Source organism: Psychrobacter sp. PSi21 (assembly GCF_054960615.1).
Map to the genome: position 1 here is coordinate 36,379 of NZ_JBHNYR010000005.1, position 13,737 is coordinate 50,115.

Sequence of the window (13,737 nt, forward strand, 5' to 3'; positions counted from 1 at the left end):
CTACCAACCACCCGTGCCTAAAAAGCCACTAAGCGATACAAGCTTTTCAAACACATCACGCATTCCGCGTGGCATCTCTGATCTATCAATTGGCACTGGCGTCCATTCAAGCTCAGGCGTTGGTGATTTACTCGCATAGTCACAGAGCAAATGTGCGATACCGCTATCACCGTGGCGTTTACTACCAGTACTGCTATTGGTTCGTTTAGCAGGTATCCGCGCCACGCCTTTGATTTTAGTAAATAGCAAGTGGTCATCACGGATATCACGATCAGCGGGCATATCCTCGATCGTGCCGTCTGTGAGACACGCGCCAAAATGCGGTGTATGCTCGGCATACCAGCCCTCACTAAGTTTTACAGCATCGATGCGGTGCGCCCCAAATTTCACTTGTAGGGCTTCAGCCAGATACTCACCATTACCACTGGCATCATTCGCCCCTTGATTAAATCGCGGGGTACGCTCAATCACATGGATACAGATGCGTTCTTGCTGCTTATAGGGTGTTTTTTCCATCTCCAGCACATACGGGCAGTAGCGTCCTGTGTTTAGCCTCTCAGCCTGCCACCACATCACACAGGCATCACGATGACGGGCAAAATCAAGTCCATAGTAATGCGGGTGGGTCTTGTCTAGCGTTAGCAATACAGGGTCGGCAACTTCTTCTAACCACTTATCTACATGGGTGTTACGGGCATCCTCAGTCCACAGCTCAAAACCTTTAGGCGGTACAAAGCGGATTACTTGACTGTCTTCATTTTGCAGCTTTTCTAGCTGCCCCATTGTTAGCCAGCGTCCTGAGCCTTGCGCGGGGATGACGTCCAGCTCTTCCTCAGCATCATCACCATAGAATTTATAGACCTCAGCCACCCACGCCGCTTCCTCAGCCGCGTCATACTCACGACCCAACCGCAGACACACGCGCTTATACAGCCCTTGCTGGACAGCCTCGGCAAACGTGGTCTTATGCACTGTGCCGCTACGTTTAAGCGCGCGTACCTCTTGGATGAGATCGTTAAAGGGATTCTCATCCCCATTGTGCGTCGAGATAATACGCACTTTACCGCCCCAAATAAGCAACGCTAAGGCAGCTTTGATTAAGCCCGCCAAGTCTTCATGAAACGCTGCTTCATCAATAACCACTACGCCTTGCTTACCGCGTAGGTTGGATGGTCGGCTTGATAGCGCGGTGATGCGGTTTTTGGCTTTTGGGAATCGGATCGTGTAGGTTTTGATTTCTTTGTCGCCGTCTTCATCGACAAAAATACCTTCCTCAATCTCAGAGGCTGCATAGTTAAACGACCGCGTCCACATTGCGCAGGCTTCGATATACTCAACGGTCATGTCTTGGTTATAGCCAACATAGTAGACATTTTGCCCACCTGATTTTTTATCAGATGCCGCAATCAGCGCGCAGTCCGCAGCCTCCGCCCATGTCAGACCAATACGCCGCGACTTTTCTGCAATCTTAAGCTGTGACTCGTCCGCCAGCCACTTTTGCTGATACGGTAGCAATACCGCTGGTGCTTCCAGCTCATAATTGGCATCGAGCAGAGGCGGGGCTGTTTGCGTTGTGGTCATCAGTCTGCGATCCCTAAAATGGCCTTGCGGATTTCTTGCACGGTGTCACCCGTCAGTCCGCCCTTATTAGCGATTTGCTCAACCTTGTCCGCCGCCGCTTGCGCTTTTTCGCGGACTTCGATTTGATGCTTTTTTTGATTGATCGATGCTTTGCCCAGCTCAGCAATGCCCTTACTGATTTTGGACAGGGCGCCCATACGCTCCATAGGGTCAGTATCATCATCAAGGCTTTGCAGCTGCACCAGCGCGTTAAAAAACTCTGACTGCATCATGGTAATAACGGTAGACGACAGCGCCCCTGCGTCATCAGGATTACGCTCAGCCATATAGATGGCGGCTTGCGTAGACAGGGACACCGCTTGCATTTTTTGCTCGTGTTTTTTGCCAAAGCGGTGGACACTAGATTTGCTAATCTGATAGCCAAGCTCGGTCAGCCAGTCCGTTAAATCTTGGTAGTTTTTAAAACCTGAATCCTCAAGCCGCTGCTTGAATAGCTGCAAATGCTCAGGCGTGAGCTGGTCTACTGCACTTTCACGCGCCATGCTTAGCTCCAGTATTTAGTGGGGCGAGCGATACCAGCGCGGCAGTCCACTGTATAATCAACAACATCAACACCCAATGCTGTACAGCGTGCGTGCCAGTGCCCATCAGGGTTTTTAGTCAAAGCAACCATCTTACGCATTTCAAGATAGCTAAGCTGTTGGTGCAGCTCCGTCGGTGTCACATTGCCGTAAATGTCGTCCATGATGGTTTTTAGCATGACATCACCGCACCCTAAAGGTTCGGCACGGTGGATAGCGACCAGCAAATACCAGCGCATACCCTCACGGCGGCTTTTATTAAGGTCAATAGACATCAGTTATCCTTATTTATTTTTGCTGATTAAGTAACTCATAGAGTCGGTCAAGCTTGGCTTCGACCACGGTAAAAGTGCGGTTGAAGTCTGCGCGGGTTAAGTACTTTTCGGGCAGCTCAGCTTTTAATAGCAATAGGTCTTTTTCAATCTGACGCACATCATTGCTTTGCTGTGTAAGCTGCTTTGATACATTGCTAATAGCGACCTCTAGCGTGTCATCACGCTCACGTAACGACGCATCAAAGCGCGCAAACAAGGCTTTCCCTGTACCAAAAATTGACCCAGCAACCGTCGCCAGCAGAACAATAACTTGATAGGCTTCTAACTCTAATGTCATCACGAATCCTTATGGTATTGCTGGCATTCAATACAGTATTTGGCATGTGGGGCAGCATGTTTGCGATCAGCACCAATCGGGTCACCGCAGTCGATACAGTCAGCGATATCATTAGCCTTAGCCGTTTTGATATGTGACAGCGCTGCGTTTAGATGCACAGCCGCGATTTTGTTGGCATCATCAATAATGTCACCCACGCGTTATACCGCCTTTGATCGGCTTACCCGTTAGTAAACGCAAGATGGCATTGATAAACGCCACGCCTGTCGCCAGTACGCCATAAACTTCAGGCGTCATTAGCGTCTCAAGGCTTGGTGTGGCAGATGTTGCTAGCGTCATCGCAGTAATGATCAAGTTAAACCAGATGGTTTTTGACTGATACCAATGCTTAGGTTCAGGCGTAATTTGCCCGTACTGTGCGGGTAAAAACCCAGCGTCGTCGATATAGACGATACTTTCACCAGAACCACGATTAGGCTTTGGCAGCTCATCAATGGTTAAGTGGCGCTCGTTAGTTTGGGGGTTATTGTCTTTCATTATCACCATCCGTTCTTTTTGGCACGGGCATGACCACGGTCCATTTTTTTGTCATAGCCATTGCGCTGATAATCTGAGCCGTTATAGCCCAGCGCGAAACTTGGCCAGTCTTCACGGCGCAAGTCATCATCTAGTCCATTGACTTTGATATAGCGACACACCGCATCAAGCTGCGCACCCTCTGACGTATACATATGCTCAATAAAATCACGAACAGACTCATAACCAAGGCTCTGCCAGTTGAAACCCATGACTTGTCCAAAGCCCCAAGACGCCGCCTCATGCGCGGCATCCCAGTTGAGAGTTGCTGCGATCAATAGTTTCTCGTATTGCGGGCGTACGCTATAGCCGCCAGAGCGTGGATTACAGATGTCTGGATACTTCTCAAACATCTCATTACGCTTGGTAATCCAGTTACGATCAGTCAGCGCCTGCCAAAACTTATGACGCTCAAATAGGATTTTTGGCGTACCGTCGCTGTTAAAGCCACCCTTAGGTGATTCAACATCAGATAGCGCCTTAATGGTCGCGGCAGGTACATTGATGCCCTTAGCAGCAGCAATGATGTCATCTCGTTGCACTTTTGGCGGATTTGGATTGGGAATAAGCAAAACAGGCGGCTGCGCCAAACCGATGCGTACCAGTAGCTCCTGTAGTTCGTCAGCTGAAAACTTTTCTAAAAATGTATCCCCAGCATCGACATTGTCTTGTACCAGCATTTTTGAATCTTGCTGATAGCGCAGCCAGTTAAAAAATGCTGGTTTGGTCATAGCGGTTTGGGTCATAGTCAGCTCGGCAGTCAGATAAATAGGGCAGTAAAGTTGTGTAATACCGCTATCATCCCAAAAACAAGCGTCGATAAATACGTGATACATTTCCGATGTTTTACTTATTTCAAAAATAAATTGTCAGGCACAAAAAAGCCGTTAGATACGGGGGTATCTAACGGCTTTAGGCTAACCAAATAGAAAAGGGCTAACAGTCAAACAAGCGTAGCTGTCTGCGCGCGTATACCGCCCTTGCTTGTTCATTGCGATAATTTTCAATGATTTTGCGTACAGTACGTACATGCAGATTGTATTCTTTGGCAAGCGTGCTTTTGCTGGTGCCTGCTTTGTATTTCTGCGCGATCTCAGCATTACGTTCAGCCAGATTTTTTGCGCGTTGCATCGGTATTGTCAGATGACTGCCGTAAAAGTAATGACACATCCGCCGCGCTGCTTCGACGCCGATTATTCGTGCCAGTTCATGGTTATCATCAATTTTATTAGGCGCATACATATAAAGTTCTTGACCCCGAAAAGCAGCCACCACCTTTTCGGTAGCATCATGACCGATCAGCATCTCTAGCTGTTGGTAAGTCTTAGTATTATTATCGGTCATCCACTACCGCCGCTTTTGCTAGTGCCTGCTGATTTTTAACCAGTGCGGTGATGATGCCGCGCAGCTGACGGGGTGTACAAAACGTCAGTGCATCAACTTTGTACATATGTTTTGCCATTGTCTCAGCATATTCCCACGGCTTAGCGCCATCTGTTAGTAGCGCTTCAATCTTATCTATCAATGCTTTTTTGGCAGCCGCTGCGTCTGGCTTTTTGGTGGTGTGCTTTTTGGCAGGTGTCACGGTAAAGCCGTGCTGTTCCATATGATCAACGACCTTACGTAGCGCTGCTGCTGTGCAGTCTTTGCTTGAGTGTTTACCTGTCACTTGATATAGCATTTCGCGATACGTGCCGTTGTCCAGCCCCAGCTGATTTTTGCCGATATGCACGAGCTGCATCATCTTACGTTTTTGAGGAGAGTACGCCATTTGCTGACCTCGCATAAGCATATGATTCAATAGATGTTTATTATTATAGACAAAAGCGAGTGTTTAGAGTTATGAGGTAAGATTATTTTAAACAGTAGTTCTAAACAAAAAAAACCCGCTAACAAGTAGCGGGCTGCAATACATATACTTACCTCACATATCAATTTTTCGCCGTTAGTATTTTTTAGTGCTCATTGCGTAGCACCTTTTCATGTATACGCCAATCACTGAGTTCTCTTGCAATAACATTCTGACTGGCGACCTCATAATCCATCATCAGTGTCACCTCACACGCACAAATATAACCACCCAAAAAGCAGTCTTTATCTGGTTTTAGCGGGTGCACTGGGGTAAACGTAACTTCACGCTTGCACTTCGGGCATACTGAATCGCATTTTTCATGACTGTCATTCATAACTTAACTCCAATCAGACCATTGTCACCTTGTCCATTCATCGCATGATGCAGCTTGGCATTTTTGCCTGCGACAATACCGTTATAAAAATCATCAGTGCCAGACGCTGCTCTATTTTTAGATACTCTATCCACCGCATTTTTAGTTTTCAGTGATAATTCTCGTTTCATTGCATATTCAATCATAGGTATGTCAGTTGTAGGTGGTACAAGCTTACTAACCAGCTGTTCGACAGTCGCTACCCAGCCCATGCAAAACGCATCCGCTCGTGCTGTCTTGTTTTTAGCAAGTCGCACCCGTTTAAGCTCAGTTTTCATATAGTGAAGCCGTGCTTCAGCTGACGGGCTAAAGAGTCATAAGCGTAGCTCGCTATCGTACTGTGCATCTCTAAGCCAACAAAGCAAAATACAGGCACATACTTAAGCCCACCTTCACCATTCCCCAAATACATTTTGCAGCCAAACAATTCCGCTATCATGTCTGCAAGACATGCTAAATACAATGCAGGATTGCGCGCAGTACGCGTGCTTGATGCCTTAAACTTAATATCAGCCAGTTTGACATCATCCATGCTGATATTATGCTGTGACATCATCGCATGGGCTTGACGTAAAGCCGTGGCTGCTTCATGTTCATTACTTGACTTGCTCAGTGCTAAGCAGCGGATGATCTTATCCATAATGCGTTTTTTATCTATATCACTCATAATCTTCTCCAAAAAAAGACTGGCTAACAGCCAGCCCTTTTATGATTGTTTAAATGCCGTTTGAAGGTGTATCAATTCACCGCATCTTTCAATGTCTTACCTGCCACAAAGCGCGGTACAGTGGCAGCGGGGATCAATACAGGCTCACCTGTTTTCGGATTACGGCCTTCACGCTCAGCACGCGGTACAGCTTTAAATGTCCCAAAACCGACCATTTTTACCTCATCACCAGCGGCCAAAGCCTTACTGACGTGGCTCTCAAACGATTTGAGCATCGCAGTGGCTGCGGTCTGTGTGACGCCTGCATCAGCGGCGATGGCTTTGATTAATTCTTGCTTATTCATGGTCTTATCCTTTTTATATTGTTTGGTTTAATAGCGTAGGCTAGCAGTGCGTAGCCCACGGGTATCGTTAGACAGTAGGGTTAAAAGCTTCTATACATTGCTAAAATCAAGCGAGATTTGATGATAAGCGCCAGCGTCGTCGCGCTCATAAAATCTTATGTATTCCTTTGTGTCCGTCACTTGTACCGCATCGCTGATAGCTTCCATAGCACGCAGCCACTTTGTGTCACTGATGTCTAATGAGCGCAGGCTAAGCACACGATGCGTGCTGATTTTGCCCTCTTTATCAACTTGGAATGCTTGATTGATCAGCGCCTTAATGTTGTCATTACTGCCCTGCGTCCAGTCGGTCAGACACTCATCAATCAATTTTTTTGCGACTTGCAGCCGTTCATCAAAGACGATGTTCTCAGATATTGCCAGTTGCACTTTATACTTGCCGTCATAACTGAGCAGCGTCGTATTGCCTTTCTTACCACCCAGCTGCACATTATATTCCTGCGCTGATAGCGCCACAAAATCGTTAAAGGCGGCAAACAGCGTGCGCTTTGTCTCTTGCATGTTTTGATGCAGCGCCTTTGCAGCATCAATCATGGACTTGACTTGCTCGTCGCGCAGCTTATCGACGGGTTTAACTTTGTCGATGGGGATTAGATGCCCCTTTGAGTTCTCCATATAAGCAACGACGTCGATAGGCGTAAGTTGGGGCGCTGTATTAGCAACGGTGTTTTGATTTTGATTATTCATGGTTAGATTCCTTATCAGCTCTTAAGTTGTCAGTTTGGGTAATGCTAGTTACTAATCCTTTCACTACTTCTTGTACAACCGCATTTAGCGCTTGTGTTGATTCACAGGTGGTTTGCTCGTTGAGCTGCATAAACTCTCTGGCTGATTTATTTAGCTCTGTCAGCAGGTCAGGCGATAGACGTGATACAGTACGTGCCAATAAGTCATGGCAAATATGGCTGTGTAATTCACCTGCTTGCTGTGCTTCGTTTGAAAAGTGATTACTCATGGTTTAGTCCTTTTTGTTTGTCATTAATTCAGCGTGTGCTGGCAGCATATACAGCCAGCGCGTGCGCCGTGTCGTCACATGAAATCGACGGCGCACAATGTCTTTATTACTGTGTAGTCGGCGCAGCAACGAGTCTGCCGTGTCTGGTGAGACGCCTATTTCAGACGCGATATCACTCACAAATGCGGGTGCATCGGCTAACACATCCAGCACTTTCAGGCTTGTTGTGTATATGCAGGACATATCACACCTCATCAGGCTTATGCGTGCAGCCCTGACACGCGCGCCAATGGCGCAGAGCCGCAGGATTATGTGTCGGCGCATCAGCAAGCGCATGATCCGTGCAGTACTGACGGTTGACTGTCTCACCAGCATAGGGACATAAGACCTGTGTACGATAAGTGATATAAGCATCAGCAATGGTCTTGGTATTGCCTGTATAGTTCCCAGAGAGTGCAAGGCTCAGGCTGGGGCGTGCATAGTCGATACGCCTTGCAATTTCAGCATATGAGATGCCCAGCGTCTCTTTTTCCTCATGACACGCCGCGATCCAATTGGCAGCCGTCACTGGATAATATTTCCAGCCTTGTGGGTTTCGACAGTCAGCATCAGCAGCCGTACTAGCGGTATTATCAATAGTCACCGTTTCTATAGCAGACATAGCGCACCTCCTACGACCCCAATGACCAGTAACATCACGATCACCAGCGTGATTAGATGGTGCAATCGTTGCACCTCGCCGCGCAAACGCTCGATGTCAGTAGCAGCGGCATGCTCAAAGGTTGGCAATCTTTCAATGGCTGCCCGTTCGCGCTGTTTTTTCAAATACTTTTCTACCGATTTATCATCGGTTTTTAGCGGCGCTATGGCTGTATCCAGTAGCGTGGTATGCGTATTTTTAACGATGCTGCGCTCAAGCGTCGTCAGATGCGCGGGTATATTTGTGGCTTTAGTATTAGACATGACGACGCGCCTCCCGTTTGGCTTGTTTAGCTCGAGCTCGAGCTTCTTTTTTTTGTTCAGATTGCTCAGATTCCAACTGGTGCGAGGGTGCAAGCGCGGTCTCAGGGTCGTACACGACCATGCCGAGATTACCGTCATAGATTTTTTTACCGCGTTGTACTTCAGGCGCTTTGGGGCCAGTGTTGTGTATCAGCTGATAGATGGCCAGCTGCTTGGCTTGCCCCGCTTGGCGTACTTGTAAGTACCCCGCACTATAAAGATGACGCAGGTACTGGCGCACACTGGCGACATTGAGTACCAGCTCAGGCGTTGAGCCACTAGCAATGATTTGATTAGCGTTAAAAGTTCTGAGGATGCGTATAGTGCGCCAGATAGTCTCGCTGACAGATGGCGGTTTTGGCGCGCCCTTGCTATCAATACGGGGCGGTGCTTGACCGATATCGCGTATCAGCTGATAGCGATAGGTCGGCAGCTTACGTGTGAGTCCAATTTGTTCGCGTGAGACATAGCCTGCGCTGAGTAACGCGCCAAGCCAAGCCTTAGCTTTATCATAATTGATACTAGGGATAGTGCGTGGCACATCGCGGATGATGACGCCATCCGCTGATGCACGCAGCATGTCCCACAGTTTTTCGTAGTCGCTACGCACGATAGTACGCGGCTTTGACACAGAGAGGAGGGGGTTTATATTAATAGTCATACCGTTTTGACAGTTGTTTTTTTGATAGGTATGGTTTTGACAGTCACATTCGATTGAGTTTTGACAACGACAACACATAAAGTTTCTCCTTAATGTAGTGCAAATGAGCGTGGTTTGGGGGATTGACCAGTGATAAAGCCATTAGGCAGTAGCTGCTCGATATCACTCATCGTCACAGAGCGTATACCGCACTCAAGTGCCCGTTGCCCCAGCATCTCAAGGTTTGTGCAAGTACGGCGTGTTGAGCCGCGTACTGCGCCGACCAGCTGCTCAAGCACTTGGCTCTCGATAGACACTTTTGACGCATAGATCGGTGCAAGCAAGGCAGCATCAGCGACCGTTACAGGCTGTGCAGGGACCCAGCTGTGCACGCGCCCGTGAAACCGCTCCCAGCGTTCTAGCTTTTTCGGTAGCTGCTCCTCGCCGATGATCAGTATCGTCCCTTGTGACGACTCGTAGATATCGCGTACCATTTCTACCTTGGAGCCACTTACCAGATGATCAAATTCATCAATGATTAGCGGGCGTCCAGACTTTGCCAACTCCTCTGCGATTTGCCCCAGCATTTCGCTAGCCGTTTTTGCAGCAGGGATGCTCATTTCACGCAGCACCGACTCCAAAAAGCTTTTGCGTGTGCAAATACTGGTCGCTTGTACATAGTAGGCGTTAGTGCGATTAGCGATATAGCCCGCAGCGACAGACTTACCAAGACCTGACGGGCCATAAAACACCCCGATACCAGGCAAGCTCGGATGGCGGCTTTGTATGCGTTCTATCGCCTCAAAGCACACAGCCACGTTCGTGACTTGCGCCACTCCAGCAGCCGTGGGCGTCATACCAGTATTGACATTATTCATTACTTCACGCATGATTTAATCTCCTATGATTGAGTATGCGTACTTGATCAGGCGGTAGTCATTACAGTGGCTACCGCCACCTTTTTAGGGCTACCTAAATAGCTAACCCCACTTAAAAAATGGTCGCGTGCCATGCTCGGCTTCATGAGCGTCGCTGTATTCACGCAGTTTGATTTTGAAAATCTTAGATTCAGGGTACAGCTCGTAAAAGTCCGTATCCGCTGCCTCCAGTGCATCACCTACTTTCACCTGAGCATCTAGCAACAGCCAACGCTCAAATTTTGCGTCCTGCTCAGACTGCCCACTTGGAGCTACTTTTGGCTGCTGCGCCTCTGCTATCGGCGCTTGTGCCTGCTGTGTTTTGTCATCTGCGCCTAAACTGTTTAGGCGTTCAAATGCCGCCTGCGTTGACACATTCGGCTCTATCAGCGGCGCATCTTCGATCTCGGCAAGGCTGGCATTTAGCCGCGCTTGCGCTCGTTCAATATCAGCCTTTGGCATCATCTGACCCTCTACATGCTCTAGCACCCGATGCGGCGCAAGGTTTTCAAGCGCTGCATCCACATGCACCTGCGCCCGTTTCACTTGACCAAGCGCACGTTTTTCACGCGCATAACCCAGCGCATGTTCGGCAAAGTAGCCTTTCTTATTCGCCTCAAACTCAGCGATACAGATCAGGCGATGGGTGAGGTCACGTACCCAGACTCTACTGCCATCATGGATGTCATAACCGACCAGCATGATCTCCCCGTGATACTGCTCCAGATCGCGTGAGAAATACTTATTACTAAACAGATTGATCTCACCGCGTAGGCATTTACGCTGTACATACGGACGGTATAAGTCATCGCGCTCAGCATCTGATACGACAACCAACCCAGTGCCTGCTTTGGTCATCGCGTCAACTTGCTCATCCCACATTTTTTGTGGCGTTAGGTGCTCACGGCGTCCTGTAGTTTGGTTGTAGCGGCGGGGCAGACCACTGTGCGGCTCATGGTTATAGGTAGTAACGGCCTCTTTTGCGATTTGCAAAAACTCATCCCAGCCGATAAGCCGCTTAGACTCACCAAACTCTTTAATGTCTTTGCGGGTTTTCTTAAACACAGCCTGCTTGGCTTGGCTATCCATATCTGCACCTATATAGGTAGGCAGTTTGCGAGCTAAGCGTATCCATATCGTTTGATGCACCCGCTCAATAGTCCCGCGCGCTTGTGAGTTGTAGGCGATAGAGTGTTTCACCTCCACACCCATACGTGTCATCAGACCCGTTGACTCGTCTTTCATCATGGCGTTTTTATAGCCAGAGCCGTTATCTACGTAGAATATGGCAGGTATGCCGTAATCACTTGCTGCGCTGGATATCGCGTCTAGTACCGCAAGACCAGACTCTGCTAAATCAATGCTATAACCCACCACCATACGAGTATGTACATCCAATACCGTAGTGATCTCAGGACGGAATGGTTTTCCCGTCTCAGGGTGCGCCACTTCTGCATCAAACGTGTGTCCATCTGCCGTGTAGACATCAGACGGCAGCAAAACAGTCGTATCACGGCGTACAAAAGGCTTGATGTTCTTAATCTCACGACTGCCCATCCGCCCGCGCTCACGCTCGACATTGCCAATATGCGTATCCAAAAAGTACCGCGCTTGATGATAGCTTGGCATCTCGACAGCGCTGTTAGCATAGGCCGCTTCGATACGGCGCATCACCTCGGCAAGCTCAGGCTTGGCAGGGTCACTCCATAGTTTGAGCAGCATTCCAGCCCACGGCGGTATTTCCGTCGTACGCGCTTTAGGAGCCAATAACGCCACCGCGCTGGCATCAGGCTTAGACTCGCTGGTCTCAAACGCCTTTATCCACTCAAACAGCGTGCGGCGACTCACATTACCGCGACCCTCTTTAACGCCGCTTTTAGCCCCGCTCTTAGAGTTGGCGCGTTTCAGTGTCGCGGTCAGCGTATCGTCCAAGCGTTTCTCCTTGCTTGCTTTGGCAAAGGCTTCTACCGCTTTGGTTTTACCTGTTAGCTCAGCCGCCTTTAGCACATAGCGCACCACAGCGATGCGAGCAATAGCGCAGTCTCGTTGCCAGTCGGCAAGTATGGCCGCGCTAGCAAATACACCATTATCGGTAGCGGTAATCTCGGTAGTACCTAAAAAATTACTTTTGGGTACTTTTTCATCATCGTTAATACTTGCAACCTGATAATGCAAAGGCACTTCATAAAGGCGTTTGGGACGGCCTCTACCTTCATGTTCTTTGTCGTAGTGCCAATTCCAACCTTCTTTCTTAGCTCTGTAGCTAATTGCTTGGCGAGTAGTAGGGAAGTCAGGAATATTAAGCTCAATGATTTCATCAGAATTTAAATACTTTTTCATGACAACAACTCCGCAACCGTGGTATATTTGTCCGCATACCGTGGTCTAACGCGTTCTTGTCCTATTGTCCAGCGGGTAGGGAACAGCAATTGCACAGGCACATCGAGATATTCAGCGATAGCCAGCTCACCTTGCGTAAACGGCTCAGCCAGTGCCTTACTAGCAGAGTTCTTTGGCACACCCATCTGTGTGCATAGCTCAGCCAAAGTCACGCCGCGCTTACGAATAGCGGCCTTGATGTCTTCAGGATGCCAGCCACCGTCGGGTAGACGCTCAAATTGAGCAAACAAGGGGTACGCGTCAAAGGCATAAGGTTGCATAGTAATAACTCCAATCAGCCCCGCTGATTTATTTTTTAATGGTTAGATTTAGAGTTAAGCGGCTTAACTTGTAAACATCATAGTACCTAAAAGTATTTAATACAAGTGTTTGCATTAATAAAAAAGTAATTTTAGGTACTTTTGAGTATAAAGTATTGATATTTAAGGATATGTTTTTTTTGCAAAAGCACTCAAATAAGTTTGGCTGCATTTGCATTAATAGGGGTATTTATGCAAAAGAATAAGAAGCAGATAGGCGAGGATTTCTGGCTTAGAATTGAAATGCTAATGAATGGGGAAAATCCATATTCATGGGCAGTATCCCATGGTATAAATAAAAGCACCTTTCAAAGTGCTATGAATCGCGGCACAAAGCCACTTGACCGCACTGTTGAAAAGTGGGCTAATAAAATTGGTGTAAACAGTGAATGGTTAAAAACAGGCAAAGGCGACCCCAACGACCTAAACCCCTCGCAGCCTGTGACGCAAGCCATGCCAGACACAGACGGTATCGACATGGCAATGATGGTCGAAGCGCTTACGATAGTAGAAGACCACCTGACCGCGCATAACAAGCGCATGGACAGTGACAAAAAAGCCGAACTGGTCGTCAGCATCTACGATCTACTGTGTAAAAGCCCAGAGGCAGGTACTACCATTACCGCCATGCTAAAGCTTGCCGTTTAGATAGATTACGCACAGTGAGTGCCAAATTATAATTAGGTACTTATGACAGACCATATTTTTTATTGATAAATATCAGTAACTTAAGATTTAGGTATAGCGCAATACGCTGTGGCACAAGTGCCATATTAATCGTCGTCAATAGGATACCTATGACCAATAAAAATGAGAATAACAGCACGTCATTTGCTGTCGTATAAGTCGATTTAACTATTGTCGAGACCTCTCCAACC

Annotated in this window: 22 protein-coding genes and 1 pseudogene; 1 reads left to right on the forward strand and 22 read right to left on the reverse strand. The window is 48.0% G+C overall.

Annotated features, from left to right (window positions below; genetic code table 11):
* From ACFI32_RS04745 to ACFI32_RS04850, 22 genes and pseudogenes are all read right to left on the reverse strand, one after another.
* Nucleotides 1-1,581 (reverse strand): hypothetical protein, encoded by a 1,581-nt coding sequence (locus ACFI32_RS04745; RefSeq protein WP_462625357.1) that lies wholly within the window; start codon nt 1,579-1,581, stop codon nt 1-3.
* The gene (locus ACFI32_RS04750) at nt 1,581-2,123 is read right to left on the reverse strand and encodes a DUF3486 family protein (protein WP_462625358.1); all 543 of its coding nucleotides are present in this window, start codon (nt 2,121-2,123) and stop codon (nt 1,581-1,583) included. The genes ACFI32_RS04745 and ACFI32_RS04750 overlap by 1 nt, the downstream gene beginning before the upstream one ends.
* 2 nt (nt 2,124-2,125) lie before the next feature.
* The gene (locus tag ACFI32_RS04755) at nt 2,126-2,437 is read right to left on the reverse strand and encodes a hypothetical protein (RefSeq protein WP_462625359.1); all 312 of its coding nucleotides are present in this window, start codon (nt 2,435-2,437) and stop codon (nt 2,126-2,128) included.
* Between the two features lie 13 nt (nt 2,438-2,450).
* The gene (locus ACFI32_RS04760) at nt 2,451-2,774 is read right to left on the reverse strand and encodes a hypothetical protein (RefSeq protein ID WP_462625360.1); all 324 of its coding nucleotides are present in this window, start codon (nt 2,772-2,774) and stop codon (nt 2,451-2,453) included.
* The gene (locus ACFI32_RS04765) at nt 2,774-2,971 is read right to left on the reverse strand and encodes a TraR/DksA C4-type zinc finger protein (protein WP_462625361.1); all 198 of its coding nucleotides are present in this window, start codon (nt 2,969-2,971) and stop codon (nt 2,774-2,776) included. Before ACFI32_RS04765 ends, ACFI32_RS04760 begins: the two co-directional genes overlap by 1 nt.
* The gene (locus ACFI32_RS04770; protein ID WP_462625362.1) at nt 2,964-3,311 is read right to left on the reverse strand and encodes a hypothetical protein; all 348 of its coding nucleotides are present in this window, start codon (nt 3,309-3,311) and stop codon (nt 2,964-2,966) included. Before ACFI32_RS04770 ends, ACFI32_RS04765 begins: the two co-directional genes overlap by 8 nt.
* A 2-nt stretch (nt 3,312-3,313) precedes the next feature.
* Nucleotides 3,314-4,096, reverse strand: a complete 783-nt coding sequence (locus ACFI32_RS04775) for an N-acetylmuramidase family protein (protein ID WP_462625363.1) — start codon at nt 4,094-4,096, stop codon at nt 3,314-3,316.
* Nucleotides 4,097-4,286: 190 nt separating this feature from the next.
* The gene (locus ACFI32_RS04780; RefSeq protein WP_462625364.1) at nt 4,287-4,694 is read right to left on the reverse strand and encodes a Mor transcription activator family protein; all 408 of its coding nucleotides are present in this window, start codon (nt 4,692-4,694) and stop codon (nt 4,287-4,289) included.
* Nucleotides 4,684-5,121 carry a gp16 family protein gene (locus ACFI32_RS04785; protein ID WP_462625365.1) on the reverse strand — a complete coding sequence of 146 codons (438 nt, stop codon included), beginning with the start codon at nt 5,119-5,121 and terminating at the stop codon, nt 4,684-4,686. Before ACFI32_RS04785 ends, ACFI32_RS04780 begins: the two co-directional genes overlap by 11 nt.
* Nucleotides 5,122-5,305: 184 nt before the next feature.
* Nucleotides 5,306-5,536, reverse strand: a complete 231-nt coding sequence (locus ACFI32_RS04790; protein WP_462625366.1) for a hypothetical protein — start codon at nt 5,534-5,536, stop codon at nt 5,306-5,308.
* On the reverse strand, nt 5,533-5,853 hold the full coding sequence (locus ACFI32_RS04795) for a hypothetical protein (RefSeq protein ID WP_462625367.1): 321 nt from the start codon (nt 5,851-5,853) through the stop codon (nt 5,533-5,535). The genes ACFI32_RS04790 and ACFI32_RS04795 overlap by 4 nt, the downstream gene beginning before the upstream one ends.
* Complete coding sequence (locus ACFI32_RS04800) at nt 5,850-6,242, reverse strand: DUF2786 domain-containing protein (RefSeq protein ID WP_462625368.1); 393 nt, start codon at nt 6,240-6,242, stop codon at nt 5,850-5,852. The genes ACFI32_RS04795 and ACFI32_RS04800 overlap by 4 nt, the downstream gene beginning before the upstream one ends.
* 71 nt (nt 6,243-6,313) lie before the next feature.
* Nucleotides 6,314-6,589: pseudogene (locus ACFI32_RS04805) on the reverse strand (HU family DNA-binding protein); the annotation flags it as partial.
* 87 nt (nt 6,590-6,676) lie between these two features.
* Nucleotides 6,677-7,333 (reverse strand): DUF3164 family protein, encoded by a 657-nt coding sequence (locus ACFI32_RS04810; protein ID WP_462625369.1) that lies wholly within the window; start codon nt 7,331-7,333, stop codon nt 6,677-6,679.
* Nucleotides 7,326-7,601, reverse strand: coding sequence for a hypothetical protein (locus ACFI32_RS04815; protein WP_462625370.1), 276 nt, complete (start codon nt 7,599-7,601; stop codon nt 7,326-7,328). The genes ACFI32_RS04810 and ACFI32_RS04815 overlap by 8 nt, the downstream gene beginning before the upstream one ends.
* Nucleotides 7,602-7,604: 3 nt before the next feature.
* Nucleotides 7,605-7,844: a hypothetical protein gene (locus tag ACFI32_RS04820; RefSeq protein WP_462625371.1), complete on the reverse strand. Its 240-nt coding sequence runs from the start codon at nt 7,842-7,844 to the stop codon at nt 7,605-7,607.
* Between the two features lies 1 nt (nt 7,845).
* A complete protein-coding gene (locus tag ACFI32_RS04825; protein ID WP_462625372.1) occupies nt 7,846-8,262 on the reverse strand; it encodes a hypothetical protein in 417 nt (138 codons plus the stop codon).
* On the reverse strand, nt 8,250-8,564 hold the full coding sequence (locus ACFI32_RS04830; RefSeq protein WP_462625373.1) for a hypothetical protein: 315 nt from the start codon (nt 8,562-8,564) through the stop codon (nt 8,250-8,252). Before ACFI32_RS04830 ends, ACFI32_RS04825 begins: the two co-directional genes overlap by 13 nt.
* Nucleotides 8,557-9,264 (reverse strand): hypothetical protein, encoded by a 708-nt coding sequence (locus tag ACFI32_RS04835; protein ID WP_462625374.1) that lies wholly within the window; start codon nt 9,262-9,264, stop codon nt 8,557-8,559. Before ACFI32_RS04835 ends, ACFI32_RS04830 begins: the two co-directional genes overlap by 8 nt.
* A gap of 89 nt (nt 9,265-9,353) precedes the next feature.
* Nucleotides 9,354-10,133, reverse strand: a complete 780-nt coding sequence (locus ACFI32_RS04840; RefSeq protein ID WP_462625375.1) for an AAA family ATPase — start codon at nt 10,131-10,133, stop codon at nt 9,354-9,356.
* A 90-nt stretch (nt 10,134-10,223) separates the two neighbouring features.
* Nucleotides 10,224-12,500, reverse strand: coding sequence for a transposase (locus ACFI32_RS04845; RefSeq protein ID WP_462625376.1), 2,277 nt, complete (start codon nt 12,498-12,500; stop codon nt 10,224-10,226).
* Nucleotides 12,497-12,820 (reverse strand): helix-turn-helix domain-containing protein, encoded by a 324-nt coding sequence (locus ACFI32_RS04850; protein WP_462625377.1) that lies wholly within the window; start codon nt 12,818-12,820, stop codon nt 12,497-12,499. Before ACFI32_RS04850 ends, ACFI32_RS04845 begins: the two co-directional genes overlap by 4 nt.
* A 231-nt stretch (nt 12,821-13,051) precedes the next feature.
* Between ACFI32_RS04850 and ACFI32_RS04855 the strand changes: the two genes are divergently transcribed.
* Nucleotides 13,052-13,507 (forward strand): hypothetical protein, encoded by a 456-nt coding sequence (locus ACFI32_RS04855; protein ID WP_462625378.1) that lies wholly within the window; start codon nt 13,052-13,054, stop codon nt 13,505-13,507.
* Nucleotides 13,508-13,737: the final 230 nt, after the last annotated feature.

Coding starts and splice junctions, on each gene's coding strand:
- ACFI32_RS04745 (WP_462625357.1), bottom strand. CDS start 1,581: ATGACCACAACGCAAACAGCCCCGCCTCTGCTCGATGCCAATTATGAG.
- ACFI32_RS04750 (WP_462625358.1), bottom strand. CDS start 2,123: ATGGCGCGTGAAAGTGCAGTAGACCAGCTCACGCCTGAGCATTTGCAG.
- ACFI32_RS04755 (WP_462625359.1), bottom strand. CDS start 2,437: ATGTCTATTGACCTTAATAAAAGCCGCCGTGAGGGTATGCGCTGGTAT.
- ACFI32_RS04760 (WP_462625360.1), bottom strand. CDS start 2,774: ATGACATTAGAGTTAGAAGCCTATCAAGTTATTGTTCTGCTGGCGACG.
- ACFI32_RS04770 (WP_462625362.1), bottom strand. CDS start 3,311: ATGAAAGACAATAACCCCCAAACTAACGAGCGCCACTTAACCATTGAT.
- ACFI32_RS04775 (WP_462625363.1), bottom strand. CDS start 4,096: ATGACCCAAACCGCTATGACCAAACCAGCATTTTTTAACTGGCTGCGC.
- ACFI32_RS04780 (WP_462625364.1), bottom strand. CDS start 4,694: ATGACCGATAATAATACTAAGACTTACCAACAGCTAGAGATGCTGATC.
- ACFI32_RS04785 (WP_462625365.1), bottom strand. CDS start 5,121: ATGGCGTACTCTCCTCAAAAACGTAAGATGATGCAGCTCGTGCATATC.
- ACFI32_RS04790 (WP_462625366.1), bottom strand. CDS start 5,536: ATGAATGACAGTCATGAAAAATGCGATTCAGTATGCCCGAAGTGCAAG.
- ACFI32_RS04795 (WP_462625367.1), bottom strand. CDS start 5,853: ATGAAAACTGAGCTTAAACGGGTGCGACTTGCTAAAAACAAGACAGCA.
- ACFI32_RS04800 (WP_462625368.1), bottom strand. CDS start 6,242: ATGAGTGATATAGATAAAAAACGCATTATGGATAAGATCATCCGCTGC.
- ACFI32_RS04810 (WP_462625369.1), bottom strand. CDS start 7,333: ATGAATAATCAAAATCAAAACACCGTTGCTAATACAGCGCCCCAACTT.
- ACFI32_RS04815 (WP_462625370.1), bottom strand. CDS start 7,601: ATGAGTAATCACTTTTCAAACGAAGCACAGCAAGCAGGTGAATTACAC.
- ACFI32_RS04820 (WP_462625371.1), bottom strand. CDS start 7,844: ATGTCCTGCATATACACAACAAGCCTGAAAGTGCTGGATGTGTTAGCC.
- ACFI32_RS04825 (WP_462625372.1), bottom strand. CDS start 8,262: ATGTCTGCTATAGAAACGGTGACTATTGATAATACCGCTAGTACGGCT.
- ACFI32_RS04830 (WP_462625373.1), bottom strand. CDS start 8,564: ATGTCTAATACTAAAGCCACAAATATACCCGCGCATCTGACGACGCTT.
- ACFI32_RS04835 (WP_462625374.1), bottom strand. CDS start 9,264: ATGACTATTAATATAAACCCCCTCCTCTCTGTGTCAAAGCCGCGTACT.
- ACFI32_RS04840 (WP_462625375.1), bottom strand. CDS start 10,133: ATGCGTGAAGTAATGAATAATGTCAATACTGGTATGACGCCCACGGCT.
- ACFI32_RS04845 (WP_462625376.1), bottom strand. CDS start 12,500: ATGAAAAAGTATTTAAATTCTGATGAAATCATTGAGCTTAATATTCCT.
- ACFI32_RS04850 (WP_462625377.1), bottom strand. CDS start 12,820: ATGCAACCTTATGCCTTTGACGCGTACCCCTTGTTTGCTCAATTTGAG.
- ACFI32_RS04855 (WP_462625378.1), top strand. CDS start 13,052: ATGCAAAAGAATAAGAAGCAGATAGGCGAGGATTTCTGGCTTAGAATT.